Source organism: Pseudomonas sp. NFACC16-2 (genome assembly GCF_900119205.1).
Lineage (GTDB): Bacteria > Pseudomonadota > Gammaproteobacteria > Pseudomonadales > Pseudomonadaceae > Aquipseudomonas > Aquipseudomonas fluorescens_Q.
Genome location: NZ_FPIX01000020.1, coordinates 32,855 through 58,494, shown reverse-complemented (window position 1 = coordinate 58,494; position 25,640 = coordinate 32,855). Strand labels below are relative to the sequence as shown.

Annotated in this window: 16 protein-coding genes; 9 read left to right on the top strand and 7 right to left on the bottom strand. The window is 63.2% G+C overall.

Annotation, left to right across the window (positions count from 1 at the left end):
- Positions 1-77 precede the first annotated feature (77 nt).
- From BT116_RS17200 to BT116_RS17175, 6 genes are all read right to left on the bottom strand, one after another.
- Complete coding sequence (locus tag BT116_RS17200) at positions 78-944, bottom strand: pirin family protein (protein WP_072345842.1); 867 nt, start codon at positions 942-944, stop codon at positions 78-80.
- A 152-nt stretch (positions 945-1,096) separates the two neighbouring features.
- A complete protein-coding gene (locus BT116_RS17195; RefSeq protein WP_256572581.1) occupies positions 1,097-1,771 on the bottom strand; it encodes a response regulator transcription factor in 675 nt (224 codons plus the stop codon).
- 54 nt (positions 1,772-1,825) lie between these two features.
- Positions 1,826-2,260: a response regulator gene (locus BT116_RS17190; protein ID WP_072345840.1), complete on the bottom strand. Its 435-nt coding sequence runs from the start codon at positions 2,258-2,260 to the stop codon at positions 1,826-1,828.
- A 127-nt stretch (positions 2,261-2,387) separates the two neighbouring features.
- Positions 2,388-5,588 (bottom strand): transporter substrate-binding domain-containing protein, encoded by a 3,201-nt coding sequence (locus tag BT116_RS17185; protein WP_072345838.1) that lies wholly within the window; start codon positions 5,586-5,588, stop codon positions 2,388-2,390.
- A gap of 268 nt (positions 5,589-5,856) precedes the next feature.
- Positions 5,857-7,191 carry a lysine N(6)-hydroxylase/L-ornithine N(5)-oxygenase family protein gene (locus tag BT116_RS17180; RefSeq protein ID WP_072345836.1) on the bottom strand — a complete coding sequence of 445 codons (1,335 nt, stop codon included), beginning with the start codon at positions 7,189-7,191 and terminating at the stop codon, positions 5,857-5,859.
- A 145-nt stretch (positions 7,192-7,336) separates the two neighbouring features.
- The gene (locus BT116_RS17175) at positions 7,337-7,819 is read right to left on the bottom strand and encodes a sigma-70 family RNA polymerase sigma factor (RefSeq protein WP_072345834.1); all 483 of its coding nucleotides are present in this window, start codon (positions 7,817-7,819) and stop codon (positions 7,337-7,339) included.
- A 527-nt stretch (positions 7,820-8,346) separates the two neighbouring features.
- Here BT116_RS17175 and BT116_RS17170 point away from each other — a divergent pair.
- The 4 genes from BT116_RS17170 to BT116_RS17155 all read left to right on the top strand — a co-directional run bounded on the left by BT116_RS17170 (position 8,347) and on the right by BT116_RS17155 (position 13,749).
- The gene (locus BT116_RS17170) at positions 8,347-9,498 is read left to right on the top strand and encodes an efflux RND transporter periplasmic adaptor subunit (RefSeq protein WP_072345832.1); all 1,152 of its coding nucleotides are present in this window, start codon (positions 8,347-8,349) and stop codon (positions 9,496-9,498) included.
- Positions 9,499-11,469, top strand: a complete 1,971-nt coding sequence (locus BT116_RS17165; protein ID WP_072345830.1) for a MacB family efflux pump subunit — start codon at positions 9,499-9,501, stop codon at positions 11,467-11,469.
- Between the two features lie 10 nt (positions 11,470-11,479).
- A complete protein-coding gene (locus tag BT116_RS17160; RefSeq protein WP_072345828.1) occupies positions 11,480-12,874 on the top strand; it encodes an efflux transporter outer membrane subunit in 1,395 nt (464 codons plus the stop codon).
- Between the two features lie 548 nt (positions 12,875-13,422).
- Complete coding sequence (locus BT116_RS17155; protein WP_072345825.1) at positions 13,423-13,749, top strand: DUF6124 family protein; 327 nt, start codon at positions 13,423-13,425, stop codon at positions 13,747-13,749.
- A gap of 195 nt (positions 13,750-13,944) precedes the next feature.
- Here BT116_RS17155 and BT116_RS17150 read toward each other — a convergent pair whose 3' ends face one another.
- A complete protein-coding gene (locus tag BT116_RS17150; RefSeq protein WP_170845955.1) occupies positions 13,945-15,567 on the bottom strand; it encodes a pyoverdine maturation tyrosinase PvdP in 1,623 nt (540 codons plus the stop codon).
- A 177-nt stretch (positions 15,568-15,744) separates the two neighbouring features.
- Here BT116_RS17150 and pvdM point away from each other — a divergent pair, with 177 nt between their 5' ends.
- From pvdM to BT116_RS17125, 5 genes are all read left to right on the top strand, one after another.
- Positions 15,745-17,115 (top strand): pyoverdine-tailoring dipeptidase-like protein PvdM, encoded by a 1,371-nt coding sequence (gene pvdM / locus BT116_RS17145; protein ID WP_072345821.1) that lies wholly within the window; start codon positions 15,745-15,747, stop codon positions 17,113-17,115.
- Positions 17,112-18,392: a pyoverdine-tailoring periplasmic protein PvdN gene (locus BT116_RS17140; RefSeq protein ID WP_072345819.1), complete on the top strand. Its 1,281-nt coding sequence runs from the start codon at positions 17,112-17,114 to the stop codon at positions 18,390-18,392. The genes pvdM and BT116_RS17140 overlap by 4 nt, the downstream gene beginning before the upstream one ends.
- A 24-nt stretch (positions 18,393-18,416) precedes the next feature.
- Positions 18,417-19,292, top strand: a complete 876-nt coding sequence (locus BT116_RS17135) for a dihydropyoverdine dehydrogenase (RefSeq protein ID WP_072345817.1) — start codon at positions 18,417-18,419, stop codon at positions 19,290-19,292.
- 349 nt (positions 19,293-19,641) lie between these two features.
- Positions 19,642-21,300, top strand: a complete 1,659-nt coding sequence (locus tag BT116_RS17130; protein WP_072345815.1) for a cyclic peptide export ABC transporter — start codon at positions 19,642-19,644, stop codon at positions 21,298-21,300.
- A 37-nt stretch (positions 21,301-21,337) separates the two neighbouring features.
- Positions 21,338-25,480, top strand: a complete 4,143-nt coding sequence (locus BT116_RS17125; protein ID WP_072345813.1) for a non-ribosomal peptide synthetase — start codon at positions 21,338-21,340, stop codon at positions 25,478-25,480.
- Positions 25,481-25,640: the final 160 nt, after the last annotated feature.

The window sequence follows — 25,640 nt, the reverse complement described above, 5'->3', positions numbered from 1 at the left end:
GATTGGCACAGAATGACCAAGCTGTAGAGATCCCCGCAGATCTCCATGTGGGAGCGGCGTGGCTGTTGTTTTCGCATTCAATCGTCCATTTGGCCAAAACGCCCCGAGTGGAAATCGTTGAAGGCCTGGTGGATTTCCTGCTCGCTGTTCATCACGAACGGGCCATGGCCAACGATGGGTTCGTCGATCGGCTCGCCACTGAGCAGCAGCACAACGGCATCGTTATTGGCTTGCAGGCTCAATTGGTCGCCAGCCCGGTCGAACAGCGCGAGCTGGCCGGCCTCGACCCGTTCGCGACCATTGACCTGGACCGAGCCATGCAGCACCACCAAGGCGGTGTTGTGGCCTTCATGCAGGTCAAGGACCAGGTCTTTACCGGCCTTCAAGCGAATGTCCCAGACGTCGATGGGGGTGAAAGTCTTCGCGGGCCCTTGATGCCCTTCGAAGCGCCCGGCGATCAACCGCAGGCTGCCGGCATCGTCCTTCAGCGCAATGTTCGGAATGTCGCCTTTGAGCAGTGTCTGGTAGCCGGCCGGGGCCATCTTGTCCTTGGCAGGCAGGTTGACCCACAACTGGACCATTTCCATGAACCCGCCCTGCCGGGCGAAGGCTTCGGAGTGGAACTCTTCGTGGATGATGCCGGACGCAGCGGTCATCCATTGCACGTCGCCGGGACCGATCTTGCCGCCGCTGCCGGTGGAGTCTCGGTGCTCCAGTTCGCCCTGGTAGACGATGGTCACCGTTTCGAAACCGCGATGCGGGTGCTGGCCGACGCCACGACGCTCGGTGGTGGCCGTGAATTCAGTCGGGGCGGCGTGGTCCAGCAGCAGGAACGGGCTGACGTGCTTGCCCAGGTTGTCGTAGGAAAACAGCGTGCGCACCTGGAAGCCATCGCCAACCCAATGGGGCCGTGGGCTGGTGTAGAGGCCGATGATGTTTTTCATGCTGTGTCTCCAAAATCAGTACTGCGATTCAATGGGCACAGCTTAGAACCGACACCTTTGCAGCACTAGACTGCAAAAATCGGCTTTAGCGTTCTATTTAGAGAACGACTGAAAAACCTGTAGGAGCTCGCTCCTACAGGTTCTGGTGTCATTCAAAGGTGATTGCGCTTGGCAAACTCCGACAGCCCCACCAAGGATTGCAGGCCAAGCTTTTCCAGCAGCCGAGTCTTGTAGGTGCTGACGGTTTTTGGACTCAGGAACAGGCTTTCGGCGATGTCCTTGCCGCGCATGCCCATGGCCAGCATGCGCAGGATGGACAGCTCGCGGGTGGAGAGGCTTTCCAGCGCCTGCTGTTCGCTGCGCTGCTGAAAATCCAGCCTGACGGACATCTGCGGAAAATAGGCATAACCGGACTTCAAGGCCTGGATGGCCTTGGTCAGTTCCTTGAGGTCGCTTTTCTTGGTCACAAAACCCCGGGCCCCGGCCGAGATGCAGCGGTTGCAGAAGTGCTGCGCATCCTGGGAAGTGAACACCAGCACACTGCACTCAGGGAATTGGGCCATGATCCAGACCAGCAGGTCCAGGCCATCAAAACCGTTCATCACCAGGTCGAGGATCACCAGGTCTGGCACGCACTCCTTGATGAGGGCCCTGGCATCGGCCACGCCGCTGGCGTCTCGGATGTGGGTGAACGCCTCATTCTGGCAAATAAGCCGCAGCGCCCCTCGTATGACAGGGTGGTCATCCACGATCAACACGTCTTTCAAGGCAATTCCCCAGGTCATTACAAACGGCACCGGCGCCATGACTGCACCGGACTCTTGCATAAGCGCCAGGTCTAGCCACCTGTCAGATCCGACAGTGCAGACCAACGGTCTTTCTCAGCGTCCATGGCCCTGCCTGAGGGCGCGCGTCCACGGTTGCAGCGACTCACGGGCTTGAGGGTCGACCAGCTCCATCAAGCGCTGCAGGGAGGCAAGGTCAGGCAGTGGCGCCTGGCTCAGGTGCATGCTCGATCGGCGCGCGACCGGCACCGGCGACAGGCTGGCCGGTTGCGCGTTGTAAATCATCCCGTGACGAACCTGTGGGTTATAGATAACAAAATCGTGCAAGTCCAACGCCCCGCTTGTCAGCCCGGCATTGACGACGATCAGGTCGAAGGGCTCGCTGCCGTACTCCACCAGCGTCAGCAACTCTTGCACATGGCTCACGGGGACAATCCGGAAATAGCCCTGTTGATTGAACAGGCGCTCCAGCACGATTCGATGAGCATGGTGTGGGTCGGCAATCAGGATACGGAGTGCTTTGTTCGGCATGGCAAGCTTTCCAATAGCAACGCGCCAGGTAGAAACCGGCTCAGAACATTAAAGGCCGTCAGGCTAGAGGAAGCGCTTGAAAGACGATGTAGGATTATTCCCAAAATGAAGCCAGACGAAGCCCTTGTTAGGTCTTCAGTTGCTCCGCCACGTGCTCGATGGCTTGGCGAATATCTTCCACGGCTTGGGCGAGCAGCGACGTATCGCCGCCCCGACAAGCGCTTTCCAGCGCCTCGCAGGCGGCGATCAGCCGTTGCGCCTGGACGATCCGCGCCCCACCCTTGATCCGGTGCGCCAGGTCCGCCAGGCCCGGCAAGTCTTGTCGGCTGGACAAGTGCAACAGTCGCGCTTGATCGTCGGCATTGCTGCTGACCAGTTCCTCCAGCAGTGCCCTGATGGCGGCCGTGTCGCCACCGGTCAGTTGTTCCAGGCTGGTCAAGTCGATGCCATCGTCGGGCTGAGGCGCCCCCACGTCCGGCGTGACCGAAACCAGGCACGCATTGAGCGCCCGAAGGCTGATGGGTTTGAACAGGCAATCGTCCATCCCGGCCTCGGCGCAGCGGTCCTTTTCCTCGGGCTGGGCGTTGGCCGTGAACCCCAGGATCAGCCCGGGCGACAGGTTTTGCGCATGCTCTTCGTCGCGAATGGCCCGCGCGAGTTCGTAGCCGCTCATCAAGGGCATGTTGCAATCGGTGATGACCACATCGAAGTGCTCGCTGCGCCAGGCGTGCAGACCTTCGACACCGTTCTGCGCCTCCTGGACACGATGGCCCAGGTAGCCCAGTTGCTGGGACAGCAGCAAGCGATTGGCCGGGTAGTCATCGACCACCAGGATACTCAGCGCCGGGCCCGGCACCAGCGCCTCAGCCTCGACAGGCGGCGAGGTCGGCAAGGCGTCGAGCAGGGGCAGGTCCAGCAGGATCTCGACCTGCGTGCCCGCCCCCGCCACGCTGCGCAACGTCAGGGTGCCGCCCATCATTTCGCACAAGGTGCGGCTGATGACCAGCCCCAGCCCGGAACCGCTGCGGGCCGACTGGGTCGTGTGGCTGGCCTGGGTAAAGGGGCTGAACAGGCGGCGCTGGTCCTCAGGCGAAATCCCGCAGCCGGTGTCCTCGACTCGCAGGCAAATGCCCAGGCGCCCGTGTTCAATGTCCGGCTCGCCGCGCACACTCAGGCGCACCTCGCCTTGGTCGGTGAACTTGATGGCGTTGCTCAACAGGTTCGAGACGATCTGCTTGAAGCGCAACGGGTCGATCGACACGTCATGGTTGACCCCGGTGTCCAGCACCCGTTGCAGGCGCAGGTGTTTCTGCCGGGCCAGGCCCTCGAAAATCCGCGTCACCGACTCGATCAATTCATGCAGATTGGCCCGTTGCGGTGCCAGCGACAGCTTGCCCGACTCGATGCGGGCGATGTCGAGGATGTCGCCGATCAAGTCCAGCATGCCATGGGCGGCCCCCGACGCGACTTCGATGGCGACCCGGTCCACGATGCCTTGGTCGGCTTTTTTCAGGGCCAGTTCCAGCAGGCCGATCACCGCGTTCATCGGTGTGCGGATCTCATGGCTCATGGTCGCCACGAAGGTGGTCTTGGCCCGGTTGGCGTCGTCAGCGCTTTCCTTGGCGACGCGCAATTGCTCCAGCAGGCGCCGCAAGTAAATGACCCAGCCCAAGGTCACCAGCAATAGCAGCGCAGCGACGGTGAACCCCTGGAGAATGGTGGTGCGGTTGCGCAGCCAGTAACTGTCGTCGATTACCACCTCACTGCGCCAGCGGTTGGTCAGCTCGTCCATCTCTTCGGGAGAAATACTCAACAGCGCCTTGTCGAGAATCGAGTAAAGCTCCAATGCGCCCCGGTTCGTCGCCAACGCAACGCGCGCGGGCAAGGTGCCGACGGTACTGGTGACCTGCAGCGTGTCGCGGTACTGGCGGGAGATCATGTAGCGGGCGCTGATCAGCGGATTGACAGCAGCGTCCGCCCTGCCGGCGGCGACCATGGCCATGGCATCGGCGGTGTTTCGTGCCGTCACCAACTGCACGCGGGGGAACTGCTCCAGCAGGAACTCGCGCAACACGTTGCCACGCACCAGCGCCAGGCGCTTGCCGGCCATCTGGTCCAGGGTCAGCGGGCCCTTGGCCCGCGCGGGCACCACCAGCACGAACGGATTCGTCAGGTACGGTCGGGTAAAGCGCAACTCGTCTTCGAGTTCGGTGCTGGGTATGGCGGTCGCCAGGACGTCGGCCTTGCCGCTCTTGATCTGCCCGATCAAATCATCAACCGAGTCGCCACGCTGCACATCGAATTTCAAACCGGTGCGCAAACTGATCCTCGCCAGCACATCGGCGCCGATGCCGTGCAAATGGCCTTGTTCATCGAAGAACGTCAGCGGCAAGAAATTTTCGTTGGCAGCGACTTTGATCCGTGGGTGGGCATCCAGCCAGCGCTGCTCCTTGACGCTGAAGTGCAGCGCCTGCTGACCCGGCATGCTCGCGCCGCCGGCACTCCAGCGCCTCAGGATGCTCATCTGTTCGCTGGCGGGAATGGCTTGCAGCGCGGCGTTGATGATGCGCAACAGGCGCACGTTGTCGCGGCTGACCGCGAAGGCGAACGGCTGCACTTCCATGCGCGAAAAATCGGCCAGTTGAATATTGTTCAGGTAATTCTTGCTGATCAGGTAGTTGGAACTGATCGAATCCCCCAGATAAACGTCGGCCTGACCAAACGCCACGGCACCGATGGCACTCAAGGTCGAGGGGAACAGCTGCAAGGAGGCTTCGGGGTAAAACGCCTCGACCGTCTCCGGCGGCAAGTAGTGATACAGCATCGCCACGCGCTTGCCCGCCAGGTCGCTGGGCAAGTCCTGGCTGTCGTTGATGCGGGCCACGAGGGTGGGCAGGTCATCGGCATAGGCCTGGGACATCGCCAGGTCCGGGTCGCTGGCTTCGAAGCCGTTGGCGGTGCCGAGCAGATCGATCTCACCGCCGCGCAGGGCCTGGAGCGATTCGGCACGGGATGGGTAGCGCTGGACCTGCACCTTGATGTGAAGGAGTTGCCCGAGCAATTGCGCATAATCGGCGGTCAGGCCTTCATAGTCGCGACCATTGCCGGTGATGCTGAACGGCGCGTAGTCCGGCGCCGAGGCGCCCAACTGCAACGTGCCCTTTTGGCGCAGCCAGGTCCAGTCGGCGTCGTCCAGGGACACCGAATAATCGCTCACATTGGAGCGCCCGAGTACCCGCAGCGCCTCGGGAGCCGCGCCCACCGATGGCACCACACTCAATGAGCCCAGCAACAGCGCCACCAGGCCTGTGCGTAAAAGCAACATCATCTGGTCAGGGTGTTTCGCTTGGCGTAGTCGGCCCGGCTCACACCGACTGCACATACAGTCAGGGTGGACCGGCTGAGGGGTTCAGACTGCCAATACGAGGGAACAGCGAACCGAGCCTTTCAAACAGCAGGAGGCTGTGAAGTGAGTGTAGGAAATTTCTGAAGAATTTCCTGCGAGTGACCGCGCCTATGGCCTGTGGGAGTTTGCTCGCTCCCACAGGGTTGCGTTGGCTGATAGATTTCCTGCGAGTGACTCGCTCCCACAGGACCTATACGGCGGCGAGCAACTGATCGCGCACCGGACGCGCCTGCCCGCGATTATTCCCGTGCTCATACAGCGAGCCGGCAATTTCATCGGCACGCACCGGCAGGATCGACAGCAAGGTATCGCTCAGGCCATGGCTGGCCTGGCAGAAGCCCTGCATGTAGATCGCCGCCTTGCAACGCTCGTCGGTGATCAGCTTGTAGTTGCGATCCACCTCGAAATCCCCCAGGTATTGCGCCAGCGGCTCCAGCAAGGTGCGGTGCAGCTGCCGCTCGTATCCGGTGGCCAGCACCACCGCGTCATAGCGGCGCACGGTCAACTCGCCAGTAGCGTTGTTGCGCACCGCCAGTTCCACGCCGGCATCGGTGGCCGTGGCCTTCTCCACCGTAGTGAGGGTGCGGAACGCATGACGGGCGATGCCAGAGACTTTCTGGCGATAGAAAATCCCGTAGATGCGCTCGATCAGGTCGATGTCCACCACCGAATAGTTGGTGTTGTGGTACTCGTTGACCAGGCGCTCGCGCTCGCTGTGGGGTTGCTGGAACACCAGGTCGGTGAACTCCGGCGAGAACACTTCGTTGACGAATGGGCTGTCGTCCGCAGGCTTGAGGGCCGAGCCGCGCAGGATCATGTCGACCTGCACCGAAGGGAAGCTGTCGTTGAGGTCGATGAAGGCCTCCGCCGCGCTCTGCCCACCGCCGATGATCGCGATCTTCATCGGCTGGCCCTTCACGCACGGCTGGCCCGCCATGCGCTCCAGGTACTGGGAATGGTGGAACACCCGCGCGTCGTCCTTGAACACCTTGAACGCCTCGGGAATCCGCGGCGTACCACCGGCACTGACCACCACCGAACGGGTGGTACGTACGAATTCTTCGCCCTGGCGGCCGCGGGAAATCACCCGCAGCGCCTCGACCTGCTGGTTGTGCAGCAGCGGTTCGATGCGCAGCACTTCTTCGCCATAGCGACTCTGTTGGGTGAAATGCCCGGCCACCCAGCGCAGGTAGTCATTGAACTCCATGCGGCACGGGTAGAAGGTGCCGAGGTTGATGAAGTCCACCAGGCGGCCATGGTGCTTGAGGTAATTGACGAACGAATACGGGCTGGTGGGGTTGCGCAGGGTCACCAGGTCCTTGAGAAAGGAAATCTGCAACTCGCTCTGGGTCACCAGGGTGTTGCCGTGCCAGCGGTAGTCGACCTGCTTGTCGAGGAACAGCACGTCCAGTTCACCCTGGACCGGCCCGCGCTCCTGCAAGGCGATGGCCAGCGCCAGGTTCGAGGGGCCGAAACCGATGCCGATCAAGTCGTGAACGATGGGCGATGCAATTGCCTGTGTCATGTCCAGTGTCCTCTGGAAAAGCCCTCAACAGGGCGCGAAAAGCCTGGGGTGACCTGCCCAGCGTTTAGGGGGCCAACAAGTCGTGTGTTGAGAGGAACGAGGACAATGAAAAAAAATTTACCGCGAGACGACCGGCGTAAGCAGATTAATGCGCGTCCCACTGCCGCACGCGAACGCGGCAGTGCTTCATGGCGTTGACGATGTGTTTTTCCACCAGTGCCCGGGAAATGCCCAGGCGCTCGGCGATTTGCGGGTGGGACAGGCCTTCGAGCTTGCGCAGCAGGAAGCTCTCGCGGCACAGCGGTGGCAGCTCGGCCAGGGCACGCTGGAGCATGTCCAGGCGCTGGCCGTGGTCGAGGCAGGTCTGGGGCGACGGAGTGAAAAAGCGCTCTTCGCTGTCCAGCACCTCCAGGGATTCGACCTGGCGCAAGGTATTGCGCCGATGCCCGTCGATCACCAGGTTCAATGCCGTGCGATACAGGAACGCCCGGGGCTGTTCGATGGGCGTGTCGCTGGCGCGCTCCAGCACCCGCACATAGGCGTCATGCACCACATCCTCGGCCGCCTGGCGGTTGCCTAGCCTGGCGTTCAGGAAACACACCAGCTCGCGATAGTAGTTTTCCAACATGACTCCCGTGCGCAATCGCTGCGCCAGCTATCCCTGTGCCCACTCGGCATGCCCGGGAAAGGCAATGGCACGATAGTGGCAGATTCAATCGCGTAATTTATAGTAATTCTCATATAGATTTAAAGCTTTGGTTTGCATCAGAGCTGATTCGCTCATCCCAACCCAGGCGGAGCACGGCTTTTGTTGGTGAGGTGATGTATCTGTGGCGAGGGGATTTATCTGTGGCGAGGGGATTTATCCCCGCTGGGCTGCGCAGCAGCCCCCCCCCAAAGCAGCACCTCTGTGTATCAGGTGTATTGAGTGGGCTGGTTTGGGGCCGCTTCGCAGCCCAGCGGGGATAAATCCCCTCGCCACAGATAAAGCCACCCGCCACAACATCATGGCCTGGCTGTTGAATCGCCTTCCCCTCAACCTGCTACCAAGTGTTTCAACCCAGTAAATTCCCGCCCCAAGCGCTCGTTTACCAGAACAGCCTCCCGTCCCTGCCCTGCCTGCGACGGACCCGATATCACCGGCCGGAACCCTGCATGAAACGTCCCCGTCCTACCCGACGCGCCTGGCTTCTCACCTTCGCCCTGCTTCCAGCCGTGGCCTTCGCCGCGTGGCAAGCGGTCGCGCCAAGCCGGGCGCCCCTGGTCACCGCGCCCGTCACCCGTGGCGACATCGAAAACAGCGTCACCGCCCTGGGCACCCTGCAACCGCGGCGTTATGTCGACGTCGGCGCCCAGGCGTCCGGGCAGATCCAGAAGATTCACGTGGAAGCCGGCGACGAAGTGCGCGAAGGCCAGCTCCTGGTGGAAATCGACCCTTCCACACAAAAGGCCCGGCTGGACGCCGGACGCTTCTCGATTGAAAACCTCAAGGCCCAGCTCCAGGAACAGCGCGCCCAGCACGACCTGGCGCAGCAGAAATTCCGCCGCCAGCAGCAACTCAAGGCCGGCGGCGCCACCCGCGAGGAAGACGTGCAGACCGCCCAGGCCGAAGTGCGGGCGACCCAGGCGCGGATCGACATGTTCCAGGCCCAGATCCGCCAGGCCCAGGCCAGCCTGCGCAGCGACGAGGCCGAGCTGGGCTACACGCGGATCTATGCGCCCATGAGCGGCACCGTGGTCGCCGTCGGCGCGCGGGAAGGCCAGACCCTCAACGCCCAGCAGCAAACCCCATTGATTTTGCGCATCGCCCGGCTGTCGCCGATGACGGTCTGGGCCGAAGTCTCGGAGGCCGACATCGACCACGTCAAACCGGGCATGACCGCCTACTTCACCACCCTGGCCGGTGGCAGCCGGCGCTGGAGCAGCACCGTTCGCCAGATCCTCCCGGTGCCGCCACGCCCGCTGGAAGCCAGCCAGGGCGGCAGCCCCAGCGGTGGGCGCAGCGGCAGCGAACGGGTGGTGCTCTACACCGTGCTGCTCGACGTAGACAACGCCGACCGCAGCCTGATGACCGACATGACTGCCCAGGTATTTTTCGTCGCGGCCCAGGCCCAGAACGTGCTGACCGTGCCCACCGCTGCGTTACAGGACAACGCCGGCCAGGTGCGGGTGCTGGCCGACAATGGCGATGTCCAGTCGCGGACCGTTCGCACCGGCGTCAGCGATCGACTGCACATCCAGATCGTCGACGGCCTGAGCGAAGGCGAACAGGTGCTGATCGGTCCGGCCACCGGCAGCGGAGGCTGAATGAACACGCCCCTGATCGAACTGCGGGACATTCGCAAGGCCTACGGCGGTGGCGACAGCCCTCGGGTGGAGGTGCTGCGCGGCATCGACTTATCCATTCACGCCGGGGAATTCCTGGCGATAGTCGGCGCGTCCGGCTCCGGCAAATCCACCTTGATGAACATCCTCGGCTGCCTCGACCGCCCCACCAGCGGCGAGTACCGTTTTGCCGGCGAAGACGTCGCCAATCTGGGCAGCGATGAACTGGCCTGGTTGCGGCGCGAAGCGTTCGGCTTCGTGTTCCAGGGCTATCACCTGATCCCGTCCGGCACCGCCCAGGAAAACGTCGAAATGCCGGCCATCTATGCCGGCACCTCGGCCGCCGAACGCCACGCCCGCGCCAGCGCCCTGCTCGAACGCCTGGGCCTGGCCAGCCGCACTGGCAACCGTCCGCATCAGTTGTCCGGCGGCCAGCAACAACGAGTGTCGATTGCCCGGGCCTTGATGAACGGCGGCCACATCATCCTCGCCGACGAACCCACTGGCGCCCTCGACAGCCAGAGCGGCATCGAAGTCATGGCCTTGCTCGACGAACTGGCGAGCCAGGGTCATGTGGTGATCCTGATCACCCACGACCGCGAAGTGGCGGCCCGGGCCAAGCGCATCATCGAGATCCGCGATGGGCTGATCATCAGTGACAGCGCCGGCCCCGAGTCGGCCACGCCCCATGCCCATCCAAAGGCATTGCAGGCCGTGGACCTGCGCCAGCGCCTGAGCGCCGGCAGCGAACACAACGGCGCCTGGAAAGGCGAGTTGCTCGACGCCGTGCAGGCCGCGTGGCGGGTGATGTGGATCAACCGTTTCCGCACCGCCCTGACCCTGCTCGGCATTGTCATCGGCGTGGCGTCGGTGGTGGTGATGCTGGCCGTGGGCGAAGGCAGCAAGCGCCAGGTCATGGCCCAGATGGGCGCCTTCGGCTCCAACATCATCTACCTCAATGGCAGCGCACCCAGCCCGCGCGCGGCCAAGGGCATCATCAGTGAATACGACTTGGCCGCCCTGGCCGCCCTGCCCGAAGTGCAGCGGATCATGCCGGTCAACGGCGCCGACGCCAGCGTGCGTTTCGGCAACCTCGACCACACCAGCTACGTCGGCGGTAACGACACGAATTTCCCGATCATCTTCAATTGGCCGGTGGCCCAGGGCAGTTACTTCAGCGAGGCCGATGAGCGTAGCGCTGCCGCAGTGGCGGTGATCGGCTACCGGGTCCGGCAGAAACTGTTCAAGGACGTCGCCGACCCCGTCGGCCGCTACATCCTGATCGAGAACATGCCGTTCCAGGTGGTCGGCGTGCTGGCCGAAAAAGGCGCCAGCTCCGGGGATTCGGACGCCGACGATCGCGTCGCCGTGCCCTACTCCGCCGCCAGCGTGCGGCTGTTCGGCAGTCGTCATCCCGAGTACGTGGTGATCGCCGCCAAGGACGCGGGCAAGGTCAAGGAAGCCGAGCAAGCCGTCTCCCGCACCCTGTTGCGCCTGCACGACGGCAAGCAGGATTTCGAGCTGACCAACAACGCCGCGATGATCCAGGCCGAGGCCCGCACCCAGGGCACGCTGTCGCTGATGCTCGGCGCCATCGCGGCGATTTCGCTGTTGGTGGGCGGCATCGGCGTGATGAACATCATGCTCATGACCGTGCGCGAACGCACTCGCGAGATTGGTATCCGCATGGCCACCGGCGCCCGGCAGCGCGACATCCTGCGCCAGTTCCTCACCGAAGCGGTGATGCTCTCGGTGGTCGGTGGGCTCGCCGGCATCGGCCTGGCCCTGCTGGTGGGCGGCGCATTGCTGCTGGGCAAGATCGCCGTGGCGTTCGAATGGCTGGCAGTGTTCGGCGCCTTCGGCTGCGCCCTGGTCACCGGCGTTGTCTTCGGTTTCATGCCGGCCCGCAAGGCCGCCCGCCTCGACCCGGTCGCGGCCCTCACCAGTGAATGAACCTCATCCCATGAAAGCGCCCCTGACCCTCCTGGCCGCCAGCCTGCTACTGGCGGCCTGCGCCAGCCCGTTGTCGCCACCGGACAGCGGCATCCAGCCGCCGCTGGCCTGGAAGAACCTCGACACGCCCAGCGCGCGCGCCGATAACCAGCAATGGTGGACGCACTTCGGCAGCCCACAGTTGAACCGGCTGATCGAACAGGCGCGCCTGGACAGCCACGACCTCGCCGCCGCCATGGCCCGGGTGCGCCAGGCCCAGGCCAGTGCGGTGATCGCCGGCGCGCCGTTGCTGCCGGCAGTCACAGCCGGGCTCAACGGCAATCGCCAGGAATTGTTGCGCGGCAAAGGCTACAGCCAACTGGACGTCGACCGGGACAACCGCACCATCGACTACTACGACGCCAACCTCAGCGCCACCTATGAGCTGGACTTCTGGGGCGGCAAGCGGGCGGCCCGGGACAGTGCGTTGAGCACGCTCTCGGCCAGTCAGTTCGACCGGGCGACGGTGGAATTGACCCTGCTCAGCGGCGTCGCCAACAGCTACACCCAGGCGTTGTCCCTGCGCGAGCAACAGCGCATCGCCGAACAGAACCTGGACAACGCCCAACGCGTACTCGACCTGGTGCAGACCCGCTACGACGCCGGCAGCGCCACGGCCCTGGAACTGTCCCAGCAGAAAAGCCTGGTAGCGGCCCAACAACGCCGCTTGCCCCAAGTGCAGCAGCAGGCCCAAGAGGCGCTGATCACCCTGGCCACACTGCTGGGGCAGCCGGTGCAATCGGTCGGGCTCGAAGACGAAGGTTTCGACCGCCTGCACTGGCCCGCCATCGACGCCGGCGTACCCAGCGAATTGCTGCGCCGCCGCCCGGACATCGCCGCCGCCGAAGCGCGCCTCGCTGCCGCCCAGGCCGACATCAGCGTGGCCCGCGCCGCCATGCTGCCCTCCGTCACCCTGGGCCTGAGCCTGGGCACTGGCGCCGACATCGCCGACCAGTTGCTGCGCAACAACGTCTACAACCTCACCGCCGGCCTGGCCGCGCCGATCTTCAACAACGGCCGCCTGAGTGCCGAACGAGACAGGGCCACCGCGCGCCAGGAGGAACTGCTGGAGCTCTACCGCGCCGCCATCATCAACGGCTTCGCCGACGTCGAAAAAGCCCTGAACAGCATCAACGGCCTGGACCAGCAACGGCAATGGCAAAGCGAAGAACTGCACCAGGCCCAGACCGCCTTCGACATCGCCCAGCGCCGCTACCAGGCCGGCGCCGAGGATTTGCTCACCGTACTGGAAACACAGCGCACGCTGTACGCCGCCCAGGACATGAACGTGCAACTGAGATTGGCGCGGGTGCAGGCGAGTGTGGCGTTGTACAAGGCGTTGGGTGGGGGTTGGCGGGTGATGTAAGCCTCGAATACACATTCAAGCCAAGTGACATCTGTGGTGAGGGGATTTATCCCCGCTGGGCTGCGCAGCAGCCCCCCAGAGCCGGCACCTCGGTGTGTCAGGTGTATTGGGGGTAGCTGATTTGGGGCTGCTTCGCAGCCCAGCGGGGATAAATCCCCTCGCCACAGATAATTCCCCTCCTTACAAAGATGTTCGGCTTTGGTTCTGTTTATCCGGTCGTGTAGGACTCCCGAGTGAGGCTACATCGCCTTGCGCCGTTACCTACAACTGCGCCAGAATCCGCCGGCTTGTGCGCCTGGCTCGTGGCTTTTACTGTTTCCGGGTCGCTGATTTCAGCGATCGGGTTTGGTAGCCCGCGAGTCAACTAGGCGCAAGCGCCACCTCCTACAGATGCTCTCTCGGTGTCTGTTTCATGGTGGCCGTGCGCAGGGCGTCTTCGGGCGCGCCGGGTTCCTAGTGCTCCGGTCTACCAACCCGCGTACGGCCGCCACCCCATCGTTTGGTAGCGATAGTGTCGGCTCCTGAAAATGAATACTAGGAGCTACACCATGTTCAAGATCACCCCCAATCCCCCCGCAGACGACTCCAAAAAACTCAACGAAGCCGCCGACCGCGCCCTCGCCTTTTACCTCGATCCCAAGCCTGAAAAACCCAATCCAGCGCCGGGCCAGTTGTTCACGGTTGCAGAAGACGCGGACATGGAATGCCTTCTGGCCAACCTCAGCGAAACCCTCGCTTCGGTCAACGTCATGGCAAGCGAGCAAGCTTTTGAACTGGAAGGCTCGCGGCGCCATTTTGCGCTGGGCATCCAGCAAATGATCGAGTTGGCAGAACTGCTGGCGAACCGCGCACTGGACATCGCCGCGCCGCGCTAAAAAACCCTTACAACACAACCCTCAAGCCAAGTGACATTGTGGCGAGGGGATTTATCCCCGCTGGGCTGCGAAGCGGCCCCAAAACCGGCTCCCTCAAAAACACCTGACACACCGAGGTGCCGGCTCTGGGGGCTGCTGCGCAGCCCAGCGGGGATAAATCCCCTCGCCACAACAGTGTTCATCCAATAGGAAAGGTTAAACGGGTTTGCTCTTGAGATTGCGCGCATACCACGGCCGTTGCGGCACGCGGCGGAACAGTTCGGTGAGCTTTTTGTCATCGCTGCCGAAGGTGATGCGCAGCGCCAGTTTCATGGTTTCCGGGTCCATTTCCACCGAGCGTCCGGCCTGCAGCCCCGGCGTGGTGTTGCAACCGTGGGTGTCCGGGCCCAGCCAGGGGTCGGCGATTTCCACCCAGCGGCCGGGGGCGAACCAAGGTACGCCGCTGACTTCGAGCCGGCTCACTTCCCCCGGGTGGAAACGTTCGTGGGCGCGGAACCAGTCTTCGAGGCGGTCGTCGATCCAGCCGTGGAAGGCCCAGAACACCGGGTTGACGTGGGAAGAGAACGGATCACCGAGGAAGTCGTTTTCCGGCGCGTACCAGCGCTGGGCGAAGTCGTCCGGGTCACGGGCGAACGGTACTGGGTGGCCGTTGGACGGGTCCCGTGGCACCGAGGCCCAGCGCATGTGCAGCCAGTCGTGCAGGCCCAGCTCCACTTCCGAGCCGAACTGGCCCAGGGTCAGTTTCGACAGGTAGCGCGGGTCACGGTAGCGCGATTCCCACACCTGGAAATTGCTGTGGTAGGTCTCGGCGGTCTTGATGTCGCTGACCCATTGGGCGTATTGCTCGTCGCCGTCGGCCAGCCAGGTGGGTGGCAAGGCGGTGCCGTCGAGGTTATCGAAATAGCGGGCGAACCCCTGGCGATCACGCTCCAGCTCCGGTTGCGGCAACGGGAAGCGCGGCCATGATGGCAGTGGCTGGAACGAACGCGCGATGCCGAGCATGTGCCGGTGCATGAAGAAGAAGTCGATGCCCGAGCCGTTGCGATCCTTGCGCGGGCCGCGGGCGTCGCGCTCCTGATCTCGTGGGCCGGGCTGCCAACCGATGCCGCGCAGGGCGTTACGCTTGTCTTCGTCCAGGGTGTGCCATTTGTCCCGCGAGGCATGCCAGAGCTGGTGGAACAGCCGATGTTCTGGCGACACCAGCCAGGCCAACAGCGCCGGGCTCAGCGGTGTACGTTCGCGGGCTTCGGGGAATGGTTGCTTGTGGGCGATGAATTGATTGTCGAGTTCCAGCAGGCCCAGCGGACGATCCAACCGCAACACACGACCGCTGAGCGTCGCGGAGCCGGCATTGCCGAAGCCAGCCCAGACTTCGTCCAGGGTCATGGTGAATTCATAGTCCGGCGCGCCGCCCGGGGCCTGGGCGCCGATCAGTCGCCAGCTCAGTTGCTTCGGATCGGCGTCGGCCAGGTCGCCCAACACCCGATAACGTGGCTCATCCCCCGCGCGCAGCCGCTCGGCGGTGTCAAGGCACCCCACCAGACCACGGCCCTTGTGGCCGATATCGAGGAACACCTGGAGACCGTCCTGGGGCAAGCCATCGAGGCCAGCGTCGCAACCGGTGAAGCGGATCGTCCAGATGCCCCGCAACGTATCGGCCCGACGCTGGCCCGCCACGTCCGCCACGTCGAACGAGGCCTCGCCGGGGGTGATGGTCGGGTCCGGTCGGGTCAGTTCGCGATGCCCGTAATACACCGCAGGCACGGCGGCACCGGTCAGCGCCAGGCCTGCCATGAACCATCGTCGAGAAATCGTCATTGCCTTACCTGTGTCCAACCCTGGAACGGGCTTTATCCAAGCTAGAACGATGGGTGGGCCAACAAATTTATAGAGGCCCTCGAAGCCGCCTAAATTTCCCCACCGATCACTCGTTCTCCCCAGATAGCAAAGGCTCCCGCGCCTGTCCTTCCAAGGCGAACCTGACTGAGATCGGCAATGACAACACGACGTTCGAAAAAGGCTCTTTTCATCGGCCTGCCATTGGCCCTGGCGCTGGCCGTCGGTGGCGGTCTGGCAGCCTGGGATCACTGGTGGCGGGACAACCCCGGCTACCCGGTCAAGGTGATGAAAGAAGCCCGGGAGCTGCACGAACGCCTGCTGTCCTTCGACAGCCACATCACCGTGCCGCTGGATTTCGGCACCGCCGGCAATGAAGCAGACAAGGACGGCAGTGGCCAGTTCGACCTGGTCAAAGCCAACCGCGGGCAGCTGTCCGGCGCGGCCCTGACGGTGTTCGGCTGGCCCGAGCTGTGGAACGGCGACAATGCGCCGCACAAGCCTACTGCCGGTTTCGTCGAGGAAGCGCGCAACCAACAGGAAGTGCGCTACAAGATCATCACCGGCCTGGTCCGGGACTTTCCCAACCAGGTCGCCATCGCCTACACCCCGGATGACTTTCGGCGCCTGCACGGCGAAGGCAAGTTCGCGATCTTCATCAGCATGCTCAACGCCTACCCCCTCGGCCATGACCTGAGCCTACTGGACCTGTGGACGGCGCGGGGCATGCGCATGTTCGGCTTCAGCTACATCGGCAACAACGACTGGGCCGACTCCTCGCGTCCGCTGCCGTTCTTCAATGATTCGCCCGACGCCCTCGGCGGCCTGTCGGAGATTGGCAAGCAAGCGGTGACCCGCCTGAACGACCTCGGCGTGATCATCGACGTGTCGCAAATGTCGACCCTGGCCCTGGAGCAAGTCGCGCAGTTGAGCCGCACGCCGCTGGTGGCCTCCCACTCCGCGCCCCGGGCGATGGTGGACATTCCGCGCAACCTCAGCGACAAGGAAATGCAACTGATCAAGGCCAGCGGCGGCGTGGTGCAGATCGTCGGCTTCTCCCAATATCTACGCCCGTTGACGCAAAAAACCCAAGACCGACTCAACGCCCTGCGCGAACGTTTCGACCTGCCGCCACTGCCCAACCTGGCAATGGCGCTGATGCCCGGTGACCCGATCATCGCCGCCTGGCCGGAGCAGAAGTTCGGCCAGTACGCCAGCCAGCTCTACGGCATTCTCGAGGAGGAACCCAAGGCCAGCCTCAAGGACCTGGGGGATGCCATCGACTACACCGTGCGCAAGATCGGCATCGACCACGTCGGCATCAGCTCCGACTTCAACGAAGGCGGCGGCGTCAAAGGCTGGGAGAACGTCGGCGACATTCGCAACGTCACCGCCGAACTGCTGACCCGTGGCTACTCCGAAGCCGACATCGCCAAACTGTGGGGCGGCAATTTCCTGCGGGTCTGGGATCAAGTCCAGAAAGCCGCACGCCCCGCCATCGCCTCGACCCAGAAGACCGTCCAGCCATGAATGAACGTCGCACTTTCCTGAAGCAGGCCGGCATCCTCGCCGCCGGCCTGCCCCTGGCCTCCGGCCTGTCCGCCACGGCCAGTGCCGATGCTCTGCCGCCGCTGCCCAAGAATAAATGGGCACAACTGCGCTCGATGTTCGACCAGGACCCGGACTACCTGCACTTCTCCAATTTCCTGGTCACCACCCACCCGCGCCCGGTGCGCGAGGCCATTGAAAAGCACCGCGCGGCCCTGGATAAAAACCCGGGGCTGTTGATGGACTGGGACCTGGGCGTCACCGAAGAACGCGAGGAAAACGTGCGCATCTGGGCCGGCCGTTACCTGCAAGCTAGCCCGAAGCAGATCGCCCTCACCGGCAGCACCACCGAAGGCCTGTCGATCATCTACGGCGGCGTCCACGTGGCGGCCGACCAGGAAATCCTCACCACGGCCCACGAACACTACGCCACCCACACCATTCTCGACCTGCGCACCCAACGCAGCGGCACCCGGGTGCGCAAGATCAAGCTGTTCGACAACGCCCACGACGCCAGCCACGAACAAATCCTCACAGCCATCGACCGCAACATCCGCCCGGAGACGCGGGTGCTGGGCATGACCTGGGTGCATTCGGGCAGCGGCGTGAAGCTGCCGATCGACAAGATCGGCGCCCTGGTGGACAAGCACAACCAGGGCCGCAGCGACGAGCAGCGGATCATTTATGTGGTGGACGGCGTGCACGGTTTCGGCGTCGAAGACCTCAGTTTCCCCAAGATGAATTGCGACTTTTTCATCGCCGGCACCCACAAGTGGATGTTCGGCCCACGGGGCACGGGCCTGGTGTGCAGCCGCAGCGAAGAGCTCAAGTACGTCACGCCGATCATCCCGACCTTCTCCGAAGCCACGGCGTTTTCCACCACCATGACGCCGGGCGGCTACCACGCCTTCGAGCATCGCTGGGCGGCGGACGAAGCGTTCAAGCTGCACCTGCAACTGGGCAAGGCCGAGGTGCAGGCGCGCATTCACGCCCTCAACAGCTACCTGAAAAAACAGCTGGTGGCACAGCCGCAAATCGAGCTGGTCACGCCGCTGAGTCCGGACCTGTCCGCCGGCTTCACCTTCTTCCGGGTCAAGGGCCGCGACAGCGATGAGATCGCCGGCTACCTGATGAAGAACCGCGTGATCGCCGACGCCGTGCACCGCGACGCGGGACCGGTAGTCCGCACCGCGCCGGGGCTGCTCAACACCGAAGCCGAGATCGACCGCTTCATGGGCTTGCTGAGCAAGACACTCTGAACCTGACCTTATCGAGAGAGACGGATGAACAGTTTTTCGTTGAAGCTATTACCGGCACTGGCCCTCGCCGCCCTGCTGCCCTCCGGCGCCCAGGCCTCGCAACCGGGCCAGGTCTTTCGCGACTGCAAGGACTGCCCGGAAATGGTCGTGCTGCCCACCGGCACCTTCCAGATGGGCACCCCGGAAAACGAAGTGGGACGCGAGCCGGACGAGGGTCCGATGCACCCGGTGACGTTTGCCAAGCCCCTGGCGATCAGCCGCTTCCAGGTGCTCAAGGGCGAATGGTTCGCCTACCTGCGCGACACCGGCTACACGATGCCCGACGGCGATAAGCGCCCCGGTCGCGCTTGCAAGGCCGGCATTCCGGATTACCAGGGCAGCGACCCGCGCAAGCAGTACACCGACCGGCATCCGGCGGTATGCATGGATTTCGCCGAGGCCAACGCTTACGTGGCCTGGCTGTCGAAAAAAACCGGCAAACAGTACCGACTGGTCAGCGAATCCCTGCGCGAGTACGCGGCACGCGGCGGCAGCACCGGCCCGTTCCCCTTCCCGTTCGACGAGGGCAAGGAATACAGCATCGCGCAACACGCCAACACCTACGGCGCGGCCGACGGCTACAACTTCACCGCACCGGCCGGCAGCTACGCGCCCAATGCCTTCGGCGTCTACGACATGCACGGCAACATCTACGAGTGGACGGCCGATTGCTATAACGACAGCTACGTCGGCGCACCGAGCGACGGCAGCGCCTGGCTGACCGGCAAGTGCGAGTTCAAGCGCATCCGTGGCAACGACTGGGGCGAAGCACCGGTGTTCTCCCGCTCGGGCAACCGCAACGCGCTGGTGCCCAGCGATCGCGGCGACTGGATTGGTTTTCGGGTGGCGCGGGATATGTAAATCATCGGACTCGCCCAAATACCTGTTTGGACCGGGGATATGGTTAACCCTGTGGTGAGGGGATTTATCCCCGCTGGGCTGCGGAGCAGCCCCCAATGAAATACCACATCTATATTTCTGACTGATCGGTGTCGCTTGTCTTGGGGCCGCTTCGCGGCCCAGCGGGGATAAATCCCCTCGCCACAGGTGCTTTGCTCGTCCCGATAGATGGGGTGAGCACCACTAAATCCCCTCTCCTACCAATCGTTCTACAGGTGGGCGCGCCCCAACCGGCGTGCCGCCGTCCTCCAGCCCATGCGGTGAATGCCCGCGCTGGCCTTCGCCCTTTTTATCAAGCAGGGAAACCTCCATGAGCCAACCAACACGCGGGGTGATCAATGAAATGTTCACCTTGCTCAAACCCTTCCGGCTGATTGTCGTAGGCTCCATCCTCTTGGGCATGCTGGGCGGCCTGAGTATCACCGCCCTGCTGGCGACCATCAACGACGCCCTGAACGCCGCCACAACGCCCACGCCCCGACTGCTGGCGACGTTCGCCGGGCTTTGTGCGGCGGCGCTGCTGGCCTCGATTCTGTCGGACATCGGCACCAACCATGTCGGCCAGAACATCATCGCCGAGCTGCGTAAGTCCCTGGGCAAGAAAGTCCTGCTGGCGCCCATCGAACAGATCGAACGCTATCGCAGCCATCGGCTCATTCCGGTCTTGACCCACGACGTCAACACCGTCAGCGACTTCGCGTTTTCCTTCGCGCCGCTGGCCATCGCCTTCACGGTCACCCTCGGTTGCCTGGGTTACCTGGCCTACTTGTCACTGCCGATGTTTTTCCTGCTGCTGGTGGCGCTGGTGATCGGCACGGTCGTGCAATACCTGGCGCGTGCCCGTGGCATCCGCGGTTTCGAAGCGGCCCGTGAGGCTGAGGATGCGCTGCAGAAACACTACGGCGCCATCGCCGCCGGAGCCAAGGAACTGCGTATTCATCGTCCACGCCGCCAGCGTATGTTCAGCCAGCGCATCGAAGCGACCGCCGATTACATCTGCGCGACCAACATCCGTTCGGTCAACACCTTCGTGGTGGCCAAGACCTTCGGCTCGATGCTGTTTTTTGTGGTCATTGGCCTGGTCCTGGCCCTGCAATCCCTGTGGCTGGGCATCGACAAAACCGTGCTCAGCGGCTTCGTGCTGGTGCTGTTGTACATGAAGGGCCCGCTGGAATACCTGGTGATGACCTTGCCGGTGATCAGCCGGGCGAACATCGCCTTCAAGCGCATCGCCGAACTGGCCGAGCAATTCTCCTCACCCGAACCGCACCTGTTGCTCAACGACAAACACCTGCGCAAGCCCACGATCCAACAGCTGGAACTGCGTGATGTGCACTACGCCTTCCCAGTGGTCGAAGGCAGCCAACCCTTCGCCCTGGGACCGGTCAACCTGTCCATCGCCCAAGGGGAGATTGTGTTCATCGTCGGCGAAAACGGTGGAGGCAAGACCACGCTGATCAAACTGCTGCTGGGCCTCTACTTCCCCCAGGGCGGCGAAATTTTCCTCGACGGCGCGCCGGTAGGGGCCGCTCAACGGGACGATTATCGCCAGTTGTTCACCACGATTTTTGCCGACTACTACCTGTTCGATGAGCTGGTCCAGGGCGATCAACAGGTGCCCAAGGACGCCAACCGCTACCTGGAGCGCCTGGAAATCGCCCACAAGGTCAGCATCCGCGACGGTGCCTTCAGCACCACCGACCTGTCCACCGGCCAGCGCAAACGCCTGGCGTTGCTCAATGCCTGGCTCGAGGAGCGTCCCGTGCTGGTGTTCGACGAATGGGCCGCCGACCAGGATCCGCTGTTCCGGCGGGTGTTCTATACCGAACTGCTGCCGGAACTGAAGGCGCTGGGCAAAACCATCATCGTCATTTCCCACGACGACCGCTATTTCGACATCGCCGATCAACTGGTCCGGATGCAGGCCGGTCAGGTGGTCAGTGAAAAAGCTCCGGCGGCGTTTGCCTGAACCCGCCCGACGCAATGCTGTTTACCGCGAGAACACCATGAACGAACTGCTAGATGATGATCTGCTGACGCTGCTGCTGGAGGATGTCGCTGGCGACATGCAAGCCAACTCCCACCGACTGGACCGCGCCCCCCTGTCTTTCGCCCAGCAACGCTTGTGGTTGGAGCACCAGCGTGACCCCGCCCGTTCGGCCTACAACCTGCCACGGGCCCTGCGCCTGAGCGGTGAGCTCGATGCCGACGCCTTGGAGCAGGCCCTGAATCGGGTCATCGACCGACACGACATCCTGCGTACCGCGTTCAATGACATCGACGGCGCGCCGGTCCAGGTCGTCGAGCGCGACGCCTGCCTCGTCCTGCACCGGGAAGACCTCGGCGACCTCGCCCCCCAGGCGCGTGCCACGGCGCTCTCACAGCGCATCGAGCTGCACGCCGGGCAACCGTTCGATCTCAGCCGCGCGCCGCTGATGCGAGCCACGCTCCTGAGGCTGGACAGCGACGAACATGTGCTGTTGCTCAACATGCATCACATCGTCTCCGATGCCTGGTCCAACACGATCCTCATGCAGGACATGACCCAGGCCTATGCCCAGGCCGTGCTCGGCGATCCGACACCGCTGCCACAGTTGCCCATGCAATACGCCGACTACGCCACCCACCAGCGAGGCGAGTACTTGCAGAGTTCGGCCTGCCAGCGCAGTGGCGAATACTGGAGTCGCTACTTGGGGCAGGACCTGCCCACGTTGGAGCTGCCCCAGGATTTCCCCCGCGCCACGGGCCAGCAACATATGGCCGGACGCGTACATCTGTCACTTGCCCCCGCAATGGCCCGGGCCCTGGACACGTTCTGCCAACGCCAGGGGCTGACGCCTTTCGTGGTGGCGCTGGGGGCCTGGCAAATGTTGCTGGTCCGGTACAGCAACCAGGACGATTTCACCGTCGGCGTCCCCAACGCCAACCGCAACAGCCATGAAAGCCAAGACCTGGTAGGTTTTTTCGTCAGCAGTCAGGTGTATCGCACGCGAATCGACTCGAGCCGCAGCGGGCTGGATTTTCTGCGGGATCTGCGCGCCCAGGCCCTCGCCGCGCTGGAACATGCCGACTACCCGTTGGAGCTGATCCTCGATCAGTTGCAACGCCCCGGCGCACAGGGCTTGTTCCAGGTCTTGTTCAACTGGCGCACCGGCTCACCGGCCCTGCCGATCTCACCCAAAGGCGAACTGGCCCTGGAATTTCTCGACACAGGCGACAGCCAGGCCAAGTTCGACTTGTCGCTGGATGTCGACTATTCACAACAGCAGATAGTGGCGACCTTCGAATACAGCCGTGATCTCTATCGCACTGACACCATCGAGCGCATGGCCGAGCACTGGCAGAACCTGTTGCGGGGCCTGATCGAGACGCCTGAACGCGCCCTCGGCGAGCTGCAATTGCTTAGCGCTGATGAACGCCAGCAAACCTTGCACGACTGGAACCGCCAGCCGACCCAACTGCCCCGTGAGCGTTGCCTGCACCAGGTGATCGAAAGCCATGCCGCCACCACGGGCGACGCCATGGCCCTGACGTTTGAAGGGCTGCACATGAGCTATGTCGAGCTCAACCGACGGGCCAACCAATTGGCCCACCGGCTGATCGAGCAAGGCGTCGGACCCGACGTACTGGTCGGCATCGCCGTCGAGCGCACACCGCAGATGATCATCGGCCTGCTGGCAATCCTCAAGGCCGGCGGTGCCTACGTGCCACTGGACCCGGCCTACCCGGCTGACCGCCTGGCCTACATGATCGAGGACAGCGGCGTCACCCAGATCCTGACCCAGGCCCATCTGCGTGAATCGCTGGCGCTGCCCGCTGGCATAGGCTGCCTGTTGCTGGATTCGGTCGACGCCGATAGCACCTATCCCGAGCACAATCCGGATGTGCCGATGCACCCGGATAACCTGGCGTACGTGATCTACACCTCAGGCTCGACCGGCAAGCCCAAGGGCGCACTGCTCGCGCACCACAATGTCAGCCGCTTGTTCCAGGCCACGGAGCACTGGTTCAGCTTCGATCACCGGGACGTCTGGTGCCTGTTTCATTCCTATGCCTTCGACTTTTCCGTATGGGAGATTTTCGGCGCGTTGCTGCACGGCGGTCGACTGGTCATCGTGCCCCACGCCGTGAGCCGTTCGCCGCAGGAGTTCTACGCCCTGCTTTGCCAGGAAAACGTTACGGTGCTCAACCAGACACCCTCGGCGTTCAAGTCATTGTTGCAGGTCGCCTGCGAGCCTCGGCAGCCGCTTGCTCATCGGTTGCGGCAGGTGATTTTTGGCGGCGAAGCGATTGACGTGCAGAGCCTGCGCCCCTGGTTTGAACGTTTCGGCGACCAATCGCCGCAATTGATCAACATGTATGGCATCACGGAGACGACGGTCCATGTCACCTGGCGACCGCTGTCGATCGAGGACTTGCACAGCGAGACCGCGAGCCCGATCGGCCAGCCTATCGTCGACCTGTCCTGGTACTTGCTCGACGCGCACCTGAACCCGGTCCCCAAGGGGTGCATCGGTGAGCTGTATGTCGGCCGGGCCGGCCTGGCCCGTGGCTACCACCAGCGCGCCGACCTGACCGCCAGCCGTTTTATCCCCGACCCGTTCGATCCGCTGCCGGGTGGCCGCCTGTATCGCACCGGCGACCTGGCGCGCTACCGCACCGACGGCAGCATCGAGTACATCGGGCGCCTGGATCATCAGGTCAAGATCCGCGGATTCCGCATTGAATTGGGCGAAATCCAGGCACGTTTGCAAACGCTGCCGGCGGTCCAGGATTGTGTGGTGCTGACCCATGACGGCCCGACCGGCCTGCAACTGGTCGCCTACGTGATCGCCACGCAACCGCCCAGCGCCGAGTTACGCGAAGGTTTGTTGAGCGCGCTCAAAGCGCAGTTGCCGGACTACATGGTGCCCAGCCACCTGCTGTTCATCGACCGGTTCCCTCTCAACGCCAACGGCAAGCTCGACCGCAAGGCCTTGCCGGAGCCTGACGCCAGCCTCCGGCATTCGAACTACGTGGCGCCCCGCACTCAGCTGGAAGAGGCCCTGGCGCAGCTCTGGCAACAGTCCCTCAAGGTCGAGCGCGTGGGGGTCAACGACAGCTTCTTTGAACTGGGCGGGCATTCGATCCTGGCCATCGAGCTGATCGCCAACCTCAAGGCCCGCCTGAATATCACGGTGCGGCTGCAAGAGCTGCTGGCCCACCCGAGCATCGTCGAGTTGGCCCTGTTCATTTCGCAAAAACATCGGGAGCAGACCCCATGCCTTGTGGAATTGAACAACGCGCCCGCCAGCGCACCGCAACTATTTTGCCTGCATCCCAGCGGGGGCATCGTATTCTGCTATCAGCCACTGGCGCGCAAACTCCAACATCGGGCGCGCACCGTTGGCGTCATGCACCGTGGCTTCAGCGAACCCCATGCGAGCCCTGAAGCCTGGCGCGAGATGATCGCCGATTACAGCCGGGAAATCGTCAACGCCCAGCCCCAAGGTCCGTATTACCTGATGGGTTGGTCCTTGGGCGGGACCATCGCCCTGGACATCGCGGCGACGCTGGAAAGCCAGGGCCATAAGGTAAATTTCCTCGGCCTGGTGGACAGCACGATTCCAGAACACCTGTACCCGGCAACCCTATCGCGTCATCGGCATTTGCCAGGCGATGAACAAGCCGACCCGGCCTCCCAGGATCTGCTTGGGGCCATCGAATACTTCGATCTGCTGTTTCCAACCCTCACCGAGCGCACGGCGACTTACCGGCAACAGAACCCCGACAGCACGGTCCAGGCATTCCACGAATGGGCCGCCAGCCAGATCGAGCCGGGGCGAGGCGACTTGTTGTCAATCGTGCAGAGCGTCAAGGATGAAGTCATGAACGCCCAGGCGTTCTCGGTGCATGATCGTTTGCTGGAAGCGTTTGACAGATTCACCTTCAAACCGGTACGGGTACGCCCGAGCTGCTGGTGGACCCAGGCGGAAAAAACGCCGGAAGAACTGGCCTTCTGCGAAAACCTGATCAAGGGCTACAGCCTGACCGGCGAGCTGCAATGCTCGGTACACTCCCCGTTGCGCCATCGCAGCATGATCTTTGATGAGGGGTTGCTTGATTCGCTGATCGAGGTTTTTCTGGGCAGTACGACACACGATAAGTAGCGTCAGGCACACTCATTGTGGTGAGGGGATTTATCCCCGCTGGGCTGCGAAGCAGCCCCCAAACCAGCAACTCGGTGTATCAGGAGGATTGAGTTCACTGCTTTAGGGCTGCTTCGCAGCCCAACGGGGATAAATCCCCTCACCACAGGTTTTGGGCTGC

Coding starts and splice junctions, on each gene's coding strand:
- BT116_RS17200 (WP_072345842.1), bottom strand. CDS start 944: ATGAAAAACATCATCGGCCTCTACACCAGCCCACGGCCCCATTGGGTT.
- BT116_RS17195 (WP_256572581.1), bottom strand. CDS start 1,771: ATGCAAGAGTCCGGTGCAGTCATGGCGCCGGTGCCGTTTGTAATGACC.
- BT116_RS17190 (WP_072345840.1), bottom strand. CDS start 2,260: ATGCCGAACAAAGCACTCCGTATCCTGATTGCCGACCCACACCATGCT.
- BT116_RS17185 (WP_072345838.1), bottom strand. CDS start 5,588: ATGATGTTGCTTTTACGCACAGGCCTGGTGGCGCTGTTGCTGGGCTCA.
- BT116_RS17180 (WP_072345836.1), bottom strand. CDS start 7,191: ATGACACAGGCAATTGCATCGCCCATCGTTCACGACTTGATCGGCATC.
- BT116_RS17175 (WP_072345834.1), bottom strand. CDS start 7,819: ATGTTGGAAAACTACTATCGCGAGCTGGTGTGTTTCCTGAACGCCAGG.
- BT116_RS17170 (WP_072345832.1), top strand. CDS start 8,347: ATGAAACGTCCCCGTCCTACCCGACGCGCCTGGCTTCTCACCTTCGCC.
- BT116_RS17165 (WP_072345830.1), top strand. CDS start 9,499: ATGAACACGCCCCTGATCGAACTGCGGGACATTCGCAAGGCCTACGGC.
- BT116_RS17160 (WP_072345828.1), top strand. CDS start 11,480: ATGAAAGCGCCCCTGACCCTCCTGGCCGCCAGCCTGCTACTGGCGGCC.
- BT116_RS17155 (WP_072345825.1), top strand. CDS start 13,423: ATGTTCAAGATCACCCCCAATCCCCCCGCAGACGACTCCAAAAAACTC.
- BT116_RS17150 (WP_170845955.1), bottom strand. CDS start 15,567: ATGACGATTTCTCGACGATGGTTCATGGCAGGCCTGGCGCTGACCGGT.
- pvdM (WP_072345821.1), top strand. CDS start 15,745: ATGACAACACGACGTTCGAAAAAGGCTCTTTTCATCGGCCTGCCATTG.
- BT116_RS17140 (WP_072345819.1), top strand. CDS start 17,112: ATGAATGAACGTCGCACTTTCCTGAAGCAGGCCGGCATCCTCGCCGCC.
- BT116_RS17135 (WP_072345817.1), top strand. CDS start 18,417: ATGAACAGTTTTTCGTTGAAGCTATTACCGGCACTGGCCCTCGCCGCC.
- BT116_RS17130 (WP_072345815.1), top strand. CDS start 19,642: ATGAGCCAACCAACACGCGGGGTGATCAATGAAATGTTCACCTTGCTC.
- BT116_RS17125 (WP_072345813.1), top strand. CDS start 21,338: ATGAACGAACTGCTAGATGATGATCTGCTGACGCTGCTGCTGGAGGAT.